The following is a 10231-nucleotide window of genomic DNA, read 5'->3' as shown; positions in this document are numbered from 1 at the left end:
CCACCCGCTACGACAAGACCGCCCTGTCCTTCGCCAGCTTCCTCAATCTCGCTGCCATCCGCAGGTGGTTGCCGCACTTTGTCAACGCAACCTAGTTCGACCATAGTACGATGTCGTATTGCGCCTGGATATTGATCCGATCGAATAACATCTTCAGCCTAGAAGCTCGTTGAGCCTGTTAATCAGCAGCATGGGATCGAACGGCTTGCGAAGAAAGGCCAGAACGCCGGCGTCCATCGCCTGCCTTTCCAGTTCGGGCGACGGGAATGCGGTGATCAGGATCATCGGCTTGCCGGTCTTATGAATCTGCTTGGCAAGTCTGAGGCCGTTCGTACCGGGCATATGGACATCGCTGATTATACAATCAGCCTCGTCGATCGCGAATGTGGCTAGAAATGCGTCGGCCGTCTCGAACAGGGTCGCTTCGTAACCCAGGCTACGAATGAGTTCAGCCAATGCAATACGCACGTCTTCGTCGTCGTCCACGACGGCGATCGTGGGAGTCGATCGGACAGATACACTCTCTGACACGAGTTGGAATTCTCCACCGGTCGGACGAGCATTGCCCGGCTGCGGGGTGCGTCGCAAGCCTACCAAGGTAGTCGTTCCCGAAGCAGCCAATTCGTGCATTGGATGATGAGAACTCATAATCTTCCATCATTCCGGCGATCGAAATGTTTGCCTTCGATGGACCGATGCCCAGCGTCGAACCGATCACCATCCGACCTCATAGCAAGGCGCGACGACGAAAAGCGCTGGGAGTCATTCCGATCGCGCGGTGAAAACTGTTCGAGAAATGCTGTGCGTGGCTGAAACCGCAGGCGAACGCGATCTCGGTCAGCTTGACGTCGCTCCTTAGCAACATCGTCTTGGCGAGTTCGAGCCGGCGATCATGGACGAACCGGGCGGGCGATCGCCCGGTGGTTGCTCGAAATGCGCGGCTGAACTGGCGCACGCTCAGCCCGGCGAGCGTGGCGAGTTCGATCAGGCCGATGGATTCGTGGAGGCGAGCGCAGACATAATCCTGCACGCGGCGGAACGCCGCCGGTGTCAGGCCGCCGCTGGCATAGGCATTGGAGGGCTCCGCATCCAATCGTGCGCGAATGCGAGCGACGGCCTGGAGCGCCCAACCTTCGGCCATCAGTGAAAAAGTCGCGTCGTCGCGCCATTGCGACAGTTCGCGGATGCTGCGCTCGAGGGCGGTGTCCGAAAACCCGATCAGCGGCTCCCCCAGCAGCGACTTGCCGCGCAGTTCGAGAAACGCGGGGTCGATGAAGAGGATATGATAGGTGCAATCGGGCTTGATGTGATGTTCGCCGCGGATCTCGGCTCCGGGTGGAATCAGCCCGAAGGGCCGGCGCGAAGCCGTGTCGGCCTGCGTTTTCCCGCCGTCGACGTCAAGGTCGTAGCGAGTGAAGCCGGTTTCCCACCAGAAGAGCGAGGCCTCCGGCTGGCGAAATCGCCAGGCGACGGGCGCGTCCGAATGGAGGCGGTTGGTTTCGAAACGGACGGATGGCGCCAGTTGCCGGTTCTCCGGGGTCACCCGGGCGCTGACCTGCCGAAAATAGCTGGGGCCCGTGGCCGAGGGTGCCTTTCCCGAAAATCCGTCAGCGCCCCGGCTCATGGTCGGCCGCCCCGACAGGCAATGTCAGTCAACCGACTGCGAATGCGACTTCGCGTCCGTCCGGCGCACGTGATGGCCGTTCTTTGCAATCGCGCCTCCCGCCGCAACGCTACGGTCGGCCTCGACTGATGGAGGCGATTATGGCCCAGACTGGCTTGGCTACCGGCACTACCGAGTTTGAGTTCGACTTCGATCTCACAACGTCGAGCGGCGTCGATCGGTTCTTCGCAATCACGCATCACGCCCAGCAGAAGGTGTGCGCCACGATTCTGCATTCCTCGCTGATCGATCAGTTGATCGATCGCCCGGAAATCGACCGGGATGCCGTGAAAACCCTGCTCGGCAACATCATGTCCGTGAGCTACGCGGCCGCCGGGGCACTGCACGAACTTCAGGGTCTCGTGCGGGACCAACTCACGCCCCAATCGGCGAGCCTGTCCCGCCGACGGCCCATGAAGCTCGTCGTGGGTTAGGTGCCACCGTCGATGCAAGTCGCGACACGCGTCCCTCATTCGCGATGTCGGCCCAGTGCCGAGACCATTCCAGCGGCTATCGACAGCGCAATTTCGGCTGCTCCGATCGCGCCGATGCCAATGCCGGCCGGCCCCTCGATGCGGGCGAGATCCGACGCGCCGATACCGGCGGCCACCAGACGATCAAGCCGAGCCGCATGGCTTCGACGCGAACCCAGGGCCGCCACGTAGCCGGTCGGCCAGCCGAGCGCCGCCACCAGCCCAGGATCGTCGATCTTGGGATCGTGGCTCAGCGTGACGACCGCGCTCGCCGTATCGGGGCGCCATGCCGAGATCGCTTCGTCCGGCCAGCGATCGTCGAGCACCGCGCCCGGAAACCGTTCCGCCGTCAGGAAGCGCGCGCGCGGATCGATGACGACCGGTCGCAGGCCCAAAGTGCCGGCAATGGTGGACAAGCTCTGCGCGATCTGCACCGCTCCCACGATGAAAAGCCGGCGCTTCGGCGCGTAGTCGTTGACGAACAGCCATGCGGACTTGCCAAGGGACGTCGCACTCCGTCCTGTCGCCAGGTCGGTTTCGATCCGGACATTCTGGCCGTCATCGCGGCCGAGGCGGATCAAGTCGAACAGGTACGGCGCGAACCCCGTTACGGACACCGGCTGGACAAGAACCTCGATACCGCCGCCGCAGGGCAATCCCACCTCCCAGGCGGAGGCCGTCGATATGCCGTATTCGCGACGCTCGCTGCGCCCCGAAGCGATCACCTCCCCGGCCAGCGCCAGCACGTCGCCCTCGACGCACCCGCCCGATACCGATCCCTCGAAACGCCCATCGGCATGGACGAGCATATGGCTCCCGCGCGGCCGCGGCGCCGATCCCCATGTCGAGATCACTGTGGCGAGGGCCATCGGCGAACCACGCCAGGCATGGAAGGCCATGAGGATCGTATCGTGATCGTGCATCGGAGGGAATGTCTACTCCGCCCGTCGGGCACATCGACCCATACGATGGAAGGTATCGGCTATTGAGGCATCGAAACCATCCGAGGGCATGGCTCCAAGCCGCAGCCCCGTCCCTTCGCCAGCGTCAGCATGGAAGCTAGAAAGCGGCTCAAGGCGTTGCGCTTCCGATCCCGTAGAGGCAATCCAACAGGACCGAAAGGCAAAATCTTAAATACTCAATGCCAATTTTTACCAAACAAATTCCAGAAATAAATATAAAATCCACCTATAATACAAAAAAATCTATGAGTTTCGTCGGATATAATAGCTACTACCTCGCCATTCATGCACATCAGCCTCAATAAATATTACACGCTTCATCGCGCTCGACAAGACCGATGCGACCAGACTGCTGACCAAACTCCGCCGCCAATGGTTCAACAAGCGCAAGTCGATCACGGCGCTGCTGCGCGAGGTGCTGTACAATCAGCCGGCGCAGCTTCTCGACAGCGACGCCGACAACAAGGTGGCGGACGCCGACCTCGCGCTCCAGGCGCTCGGCGGCGACCATGTCGCCTTCGGCTATCTGACCACGACCATCACCGTCAGCGACGAAGATCGCGAGGCCGTCGAAACCAAGATCCGGCAGGTCGAGCGGATCGTCGGCTCCCTCGGCTTCACCCGCGTTCGCGAGGGCGTCAATGCCGTCGAAGCCTGGCTGTCGTCGATCCCCGGCCATGTCTACGCCAATGTCCGGCAGCCGATCGTCCACACGCTCAATCTCGCCCACCTCATGCCGCTGTCGGCGGTCTGGGCGGGGCCCGCCGGCAACGATCATCTCGCCGGAATCACGCGGACGGAATGCCCGCCGCTGCTGGTGGCGCAGACGGCCGGGTCGACGCCCTTTCGCCTGTCCACCCATGTCGGCGACGTCGGTCACATGATGGTCGTGGGGCCGACCGGGGCCGGCAAGTCCGTGCTGCTGGCCCTGATCGCGCTGCAGTTCCGCCGCTACGCCCAAGCGCAGGTCATCATCTTCGACAAGGGGATTTTCAGCCCGCGCCGCCGTGCTGGCGATGGGCGGCACGCACCACGCGCTCGGTGCTTCGGACGGAGACGCCCTGGCGTTTCAGCCCCTGCTGCGGATCGATGATCCCACGGAGCGAAGCTGGGCCTCGACATGGATCGCGGCGCTTCTCGACGCCGAGCGCGTGACCGTCGATCCGCAAGTCAAGGATGCGGTCTGGTCAGCGCTCGGCAGCCTGGCATCGGCACCACCGCAGGAACGCACGATGACCGGCCTGGCGCTTCTGCTCCAGTCCAATGCGCTGCGCACCGCCATCCAGCCCTATACGCTGGACGGTCCGCACGGCCGGCTGCTCGACGCGTCGACAAGCGGCCTCACCTTCGCCGATGTCCAGTGCTTCGAGACCGAGGCGCTGCTTGGGGCATCGGGCGTCGTCGCGCCCGTCCTGACCTACCTGTTCCACAGGCTCGAGGAGCGCTTCGACGGCCGGCCGACATTGCTGATCCTCGACGAGGCCTGGATCTTCCTCGATCACCCGCTCTTCGCCGCGCGCATCCGCGAATGGCTGAAGACCCTGCGCAAGAAAAACGTGGCGGTCCTGTTCGCGACCCAAAGCCTGGCGGATATCGTGGGCAGCAGCATCGCGCCCGCGATCATCGAAAGCTGCCCGCCGCGCATTCTGCTTCCCAATGATCGTGCGATCGAGCCGCAGAGCCGCGAGGCCTATGCCCGGTTCGGTCTCAACGACCGCCAGATCGAGCTGATCAGCCGGGCTACGCCCAAGCGCCATTATTATCTGCAATCCGCGCGCGGAAACCGCCTCTTCGAGCTCGGGCTCAGGCCGATCGCGCTCGCACTCTGCGGGGCCTCCGATCCCGCCAGCCAGCGCCGGATCGATACCATCCTCGCCGAACATGGCGCCGAGGCCTTTGCCGACCGCTTCCTGCGCGACGCCGACCTTGGCTGGGCCGCCGATCTGCTTGGCCACTTTCCCGCTCCCCGACCCTCCAGCCCCCGAGGAGAAGCCGCATGACGAAGAAACGGTCCTTGAGGAAAGCCCTGACGGCCGGTGCGCTGCTGATCGGTGCCGGTGGATCGCTCCTGATGGGGGTCATCTCGACCACCACGCCGGCGCGGGCGCAGTTCACCGTCTTCGATCCCAGCAATTACAGCCAGAACATCCTGATGGCCGCGCGCACGCTCCAGCAGATCAACAACCAGATCCGGATGCTGCAAAACCAGGCACAGAGCCTGACCAACCAGGCCAGGAACCTGACGACGATCACGTTCCCCGAATTGCAGGCGACCACCCGGACGATCCAGCAGATCGACCAGCTGATGGGCCAGGCGCAGACGATCCAGTTCCGCGTCGCCGGGCTCGACCAGCAATTCCGGGCGCTGTTCCCGACCAGCTTCAACCAGGCGCTCACCAACGACCAGCACGTCGTCGACGCGCGTACCCGTCTCGATGCCTCGATGGACGCCTACAAGCACAGCATGACCGTGCAGGCGCAGGTGGTGGAGAATGTCGCCGCCGACGCGAGCACGCTCGACGGCATCGTCCAGCGCAGCCAAGGCGCCGAGGGTGCGCTTCAGGTCGCCCAGGCCACCAACCAGTTGCTCGCGCTCGTCGCCAAGCAGCAGTTCCAGCTCCAGACGCTGATGGCGGCCCAGTATCGCGCCGATGCGATCGCACGAGCCAATCGCACCCAGGCCCAATCGGATGCAGAGGGCGCGACCCGGAAATTCCTCGGCTCCGGCAACGCCTACACGCCCCGGTAGGCGCAGCCGGTCGGGCATCGGCGGGCCTCGCCCCTCCGCCGATGTCGCCGCGGGGCGTCGCAGCCTCCCCAGGCACGCCCCGCGGCATCCCTTCCTCTCGCCAGGTCAGCAGCCACCGTGAACGACCTCAATGTCATCGACATGTTCCTGCAGGCCTTCCTCACCTACATCGACAGTGGGTTCGGTCTGCTCGGCGGCGACGTCGGCTTCCTCAGCCGCACGCTCATCGCGCTCGACATCACGCTGGCCGGCCTGTTCTGGGCCTTGGGCGGCGAGGACAATGTCCTCGCCCGATTGATCCGCAAGATCTTCTATATCGGCGCGTTCGCGTTCATCCTGAACAGCTTCCCGACGCTGGCCGACATCGTCTTCCGCTCGTTCGCGCAGGCCGGTCTCACCGCTGGCGGCGGCGGCATGGCCGCAGCCGATCTGCTCAGGCCCGGCCGCCTCGCTGGGACCGGCTTCTCCGCCGCCTGGCCGCTGCTCGAGCAGGCGTCGCAGATGATGGGCTTCACCGGCTTCTTCGACAATTTTCTCACGATCGCGGTGCTGCTCATCGCGTGGCTGATCGTCATCCTCGCCTTCTTCATTCTCGCCGTGCAGATGTTCGTGACGATTATCGAGTTCAAATTGAGCTCGCTGGCCGGTTTCATCCTCGTGCCCTTCGCGCTGTGGAACCGGACGAGCTTCCTCGCCGAGCGCGTGCTGGGTCATGTGGTGAGCTCCGGCATCAAGGTCATGGTGCTGGCGGTCATCGTCGGCATCGGCTCCAACTTTTTCTCGCAGTTCACCACGACCCTGCAGGGACAGGAGCCCGACGTGGGCCAAGCGCTCAGCCTCGTGCTGGCGAGCCTTGCTTTGTTCGGTCTCGGCATCTTCGGGCCCGGCATGGCCTCCGGTCTCGTCTCCGGTGCGCCGCAGCTCGGCGCCGGTGCGGCCTTCGGTACGGCGCTGGGTGCCGGCGGCATCATCGTCCTGGGCGCTGCCGGCGCCGTCGGCGCCGCGCGCGGCCTTGCCGCAGCCGGTCTCGGCGCGGTCCGCGCCGGCACCAGCATGGGGTCGGCCGCCGGCACGGCATACAAGCTCGGTCAGGAAGCGAGCGGCTCGGCATCCGTCGGTGCGGGGATGAAGGGCATCGCCACCGCTACATCCGGTGCCGCCCGATCGCGCATGTCCGCCGCCCTTGGCCTTGGCGAGGCGGCCGAGGCCGGACGGCAAGGCGCGTTCAACGCCATGGTCGGCCGAACTGACGCCGGGGCCACCAGCGGTTCGAGCTGCGGCGATGATCCCCGCAGCATGCCCGGCTGGGCGCGGGCAATGAAAGACCAGGCCTCGGCCCGACACCATCGCCAGACAGCCATCCACGCCATCGGCCAGGGCGACCGCGGCGGCGCGGGTGCGACCCCCGATATCAAGGAAAGGGACGACTGATGCTCTTCAAGCGTGCCGTTCAGCGTTACGGCAAGACACCCGTTCCCGAGACACCCTTCCAGCGGGCCGGGCAACTCTGGGACGAGCGGATCGGCTCTGCACGGGTCCAGGCCCGCAACTGGCGGCTGATGGCGTTCGGCTGCCTGGGACTTACCACCGCGTTGTCGGGCGGGCTACTCTGGCAGTCCCTTCAAAGCCGCGTCGTGCCCTATGTCGTCGAGGTCGACAGGCTCGGCGAACCCAGCGCCGTGACGGCAGCCGAGGCGGGCTATCATCCGACCGATCCACAGATCGCCTGGTTCCTCGGCCGCTTCATCACCAGCGTACGGTCGGTCTCGCTCGATCCGGTGCTCATGCGGCGGGACTGGCTGTCGGCCTACGACTTCACCACCAGGCGCGGCGCGGTCTTTCTCGGCGATTATGCCCGCTCGGCCGATCCGTTCGGCCATGTCGGCGAGCAAACGGTATCGGTGCAGGTCACGAGCGTCGTGCGCGCCTCCGATCGATCCTTCCAGGTGAAGTGGATCGAGACCCGTTACGAGCATGGCACCCAAGCCGGGGCCACGCATTGGACCGGTATCCTGACCGTAGTGCTCAAGCCCCCCGCGAGCGCCGACGCCCTGCGCCGCAATCCGCTTGGACTCTATGTCGATGCCATCGACTGGAGCCGCGAGCTGGAACCCGGGGAGACCGCGGCCGGAGCGTCCTCTTCCTCCACGAGGCCGACCATGTCCCCAACTCCGCCGCCTCCATCGGACAAACCGCTCGATCCGAAACTCGCCCAGCCCCAGCAGCCCCCAGCGGAGACCCGCCCATGAACTCTTTTCTGGTCATAGGCCTGCTCACCAGCGCCAGCATCGCAGCGGCACAGACCGCCCCCCTCCCCCCGTCGCCGCCGGCCGTGCCCCGAGCGGCGGCGGCCACCCCGGTCGCCACCCAGCCGGTCCCGCCGCCGAAGCCGCGGGCGGAACTACCCCGGCCCGTGCCGCCGTCTCCGGCGGAATTGCGCGTCCGCGCCGCCAACCGTGCGGCGACCCTCGAGCCCATCGCGGCCGGCTATATCGACGCGATCCAGGTCTATCCGTTCAGCGACGGCGCGGTCTTCCACGTGCTCACCGCGCCCGGACAGGTGACCGACATCGCGCTGCAGCCGGGTGAAGTGCTGGGCGCGGTCGCCGCCGGCGACACCGTCCGCTGGGTGATCGGCGACACGACGAGCGGCAGCGGCGAGGCCAGGCGGACGCATGTACTGGTGAAGCCATTCTCCGCAGGGTTGGCCACCAACATCATCATCACGACAGACAGGCGGACCTGCCATCTCGCGCTCTCGAGCACCGAGCGTTCCGCGATGGTGGCCTTGTCCTGGACCTATCCGCAGGACCGGCTCATTGCGCTGAGGGCGGCGGAGGAGCGGGCCACAGCAGCGCAGCCGGTCGCGACCGGCCTGTCGGTCGACCAGCTCCATTTCGACTATGTCATCTCCGGAGATCAGCCGGCGTGGCGGCCCCTGCGTGCGTTCGATGATGGCCGCCAGACCTTCATCGAATTCCCGGCCACTCTCGGCACCGGCGAGGCACCCCCCTTGTTCCTTGTCGATGCCAAGGGGATCGCCCAGCTCGTCAACTACCGCGTGCAGGGCCGCTATTATGTCGTCGACCGGCTGTTCGAGACGGCCGAACTGCGGCTGGGCCTGAAGCACCAGCAGATCGTGCGGATCAGCCGCACCGGTCAGTCCGATACACGGCGGAGGGCGTCGTGACAGAGACCGCACCGCCGCAAGATGCCAAGCTCGACCCCGAGACGCTGGAGATACGCGCCCGCCCACCCCGCGCGGTCCGGCTCAAGCGCGGCGCGATCATCGCCATCGCCGCTTGCCTGTCGGTCAGTCTTATCGCCGTCACATGGATGGCGTTGAAGCCGCGCCTGTTCCATCGCGGCGAAAACCAGCAGGAGCTGTCGCAGCCAGACGTCCGGCCAACGAGCGACGGGCTGGCCGCCGCGCCGGCCACCTACGGAGACGTGCCGCGCCTGGGTCCGCCGCTCCCGGGCGATCTGGGCAAGCCGATCCTCGAACGGCAGCAGCAATTGGTGACAGCAGCGGATACCGGCGACCCGCAACTCCAGCAGGCGGAGGAGGCAGAGCGCGAACGCCGGATTGCCGAATGGAAGGCCGCCCGCGAGTCGGGCGTGCTGGTGCAAACTCATCCATTCCAGCAGACAGCCGATGCGGCCATCACCGCACCGGCCGCGACGCCGGCGAGTGCTCCTGGCAAGGTCGCGCTCGATCCGACAAACGATCTCAATGCCCAAGGTCGAAAGGCCGCCTTCGTGGCAGCGCTGGATCCGAAGGGCGACGTGAACCCCCACATGCTCACCGCGCTGGCCTCGCCCTACACATTGTCGGCGGGCAGCGTGATCTCGGCCAGTCTGATCACGGGCCTGCGGTCGGACCTGCCGGGCCTCGTCACCGCACAGGTGACCGAGAACATCTACGACAGCGCCACCGGCCGATTGCTGCTCATACCGCAGGGCACCCGGCTGGTGGGCAGCTATGACAGCGTCATTGCCTTCGGCCAGAAGCGGGCCCTGATCGTCTGGCAGCGCATCATCATGCCGGACGGGCGTTCGCTGCGCATCGACAATGTGCCGGCGACCGACCCCTCGGGCTATGCCGGCCTCGCCGGCAAGGTCGACTTCCACAGCTGGCAGCTTCTGAAGGGCGTAGTCCTGTCGACGCTGCTCGGTGTGGGCTCCGATCTGGCGTTCTCCGGTCAGAGCGACCTTGTGCAGGCGATCCGGATGTCGACGCAGGATCATGTCGCGCGGGCCGGCGACCAGATCACAAGAGCCAATCTCGGCATCCAGCCGACGATCACCATCCCTCCCGGCGCGCCCGTCCGGTTGGTCGTGCACAAGGATCTGGTCTTCGCGCCAGCGGGACAGGAGGGCTGAG

Annotated in this window: 9 protein-coding genes and 1 pseudogene; 7 read left to right on the top strand and 3 right to left on the bottom strand. The window is 65.6% G+C overall.

The window, feature by feature from the left end:
• Positions 1 to 153: 153 nt before the first annotated feature.
• Together FHS98_RS17700 and FHS98_RS17695 are read right to left on the bottom strand one after the other, a co-directional pair.
• Positions 154 to 486: a response regulator gene (locus tag FHS98_RS17700; protein WP_167108425.1), complete on the bottom strand. Its 333-nt coding sequence runs from the start codon at positions 484 to 486 to the stop codon at positions 154 to 156.
• A 241-nt stretch (positions 487 to 727) separates the two neighbouring features.
• A complete protein-coding gene (locus FHS98_RS17695; RefSeq protein ID WP_167108422.1) occupies positions 728 to 1624 on the bottom strand; it encodes a helix-turn-helix domain-containing protein in 897 nt (298 codons plus the stop codon).
• A 140-nt stretch (positions 1625 to 1764) separates the two neighbouring features.
• Between FHS98_RS17695 and FHS98_RS17690 the strand changes: the two genes are divergently transcribed.
• Positions 1765 to 2097: a hypothetical protein gene (locus FHS98_RS17690; RefSeq protein ID WP_167108419.1), complete on the top strand. Its 333-nt coding sequence runs from the start codon at positions 1765 to 1767 to the stop codon at positions 2095 to 2097.
• Positions 2098 to 2132: 35 nt separating this feature from the next.
• Here FHS98_RS17690 and FHS98_RS17685 read toward each other — a convergent pair whose 3' ends face one another.
• Entirely contained in the window at positions 2133 to 3059 is a 927-nt protein-coding gene (locus FHS98_RS17685; RefSeq protein ID WP_167108416.1) for an XdhC family protein, read from the bottom strand.
• 346 nt (positions 3060 to 3405) lie between these two features.
• Between FHS98_RS17685 and FHS98_RS17680 the strand changes: the two are divergent.
• The 6 genes and pseudogenes from FHS98_RS17680 to FHS98_RS17655 all read left to right on the top strand — a co-directional run.
• Positions 3406 to 5098 (top strand): annotated as a pseudogene (locus FHS98_RS17680) (TraG/VirB4 family ATPase); the annotation flags it as partial.
• Entirely contained in the window at positions 5095 to 5847 is a 753-nt protein-coding gene (gene trbJ, locus FHS98_RS17675) for a P-type conjugative transfer protein TrbJ (RefSeq protein ID WP_167108413.1), read from the top strand. The pseudogene FHS98_RS17680 and the gene trbJ, both read left to right, overlap by 4 nt.
• A 117-nt stretch (positions 5848 to 5964) precedes the next feature.
• Positions 5965 to 7278, top strand: a complete 1314-nt coding sequence (gene trbL / locus FHS98_RS17670) for a P-type conjugative transfer protein TrbL (RefSeq protein ID WP_167108409.1) — start codon at positions 5965 to 5967, stop codon at positions 7276 to 7278.
• Positions 7278 to 8096 carry a conjugal transfer protein TrbF gene (trbF, locus tag FHS98_RS17665; RefSeq protein WP_167108406.1) on the top strand — a complete coding sequence of 273 codons (819 nt, stop codon included), beginning with the start codon at positions 7278 to 7280 and terminating at the stop codon, positions 8094 to 8096. Before trbL ends, trbF begins: the two co-directional genes overlap by 1 nt.
• Positions 8093 to 9037: a P-type conjugative transfer protein TrbG gene (gene trbG / locus FHS98_RS17660; protein ID WP_167108403.1), complete on the top strand. Its 945-nt coding sequence runs from the start codon at positions 8093 to 8095 to the stop codon at positions 9035 to 9037. The genes trbF and trbG overlap by 4 nt, the downstream gene beginning before the upstream one ends.
• On the top strand, positions 9034 to 10230 hold the full coding sequence (locus FHS98_RS17655; protein ID WP_167108400.1) for a TrbI/VirB10 family protein: 1197 nt from the start codon (positions 9034 to 9036) through the stop codon (positions 10228 to 10230). Before trbG ends, FHS98_RS17655 begins: the two co-directional genes overlap by 4 nt.
• Position 10231 lies beyond the last annotated feature (1 nt).

Origin of the sequence: Sphingomonas oligoaromativorans (genome assembly GCF_011762195.1) — a bacterium.
GTDB lineage: Bacteria > Pseudomonadota > Alphaproteobacteria > Sphingomonadales > Sphingomonadaceae > Solisphingomonas > Solisphingomonas oligoaromativorans.
This window is presented reverse-complemented; position numbering and strand designations above follow the sequence as displayed.

What these genes read in the sequence shown, in the direction of transcription:
- FHS98_RS17695 (WP_167108422.1), bottom strand. Translation starts at nt 1,624, where the DNA reads ATGAGCCGGGGCGCTGACGGATTTTCGGGAAAGGCACCCTCGGCCACG.
- FHS98_RS17690 (WP_167108419.1), top strand. Translation starts at nt 1,765, where the DNA reads ATGGCCCAGACTGGCTTGGCTACCGGCACTACCGAGTTTGAGTTCGAC.
- FHS98_RS17685 (WP_167108416.1), bottom strand. Translation starts at nt 3,059, where the DNA reads ATGCACGATCACGATACGATCCTCATGGCCTTCCATGCCTGGCGTGGT.
- trbJ (WP_167108413.1), top strand. Translation starts at nt 5,095, where the DNA reads ATGACGAAGAAACGGTCCTTGAGGAAAGCCCTGACGGCCGGTGCGCTG.
- trbF (WP_167108406.1), top strand. Translation starts at nt 7,278, where the DNA reads ATGCTCTTCAAGCGTGCCGTTCAGCGTTACGGCAAGACACCCGTTCCC.
- trbG (WP_167108403.1), top strand. Translation starts at nt 8,093, where the DNA reads ATGAACTCTTTTCTGGTCATAGGCCTGCTCACCAGCGCCAGCATCGCA.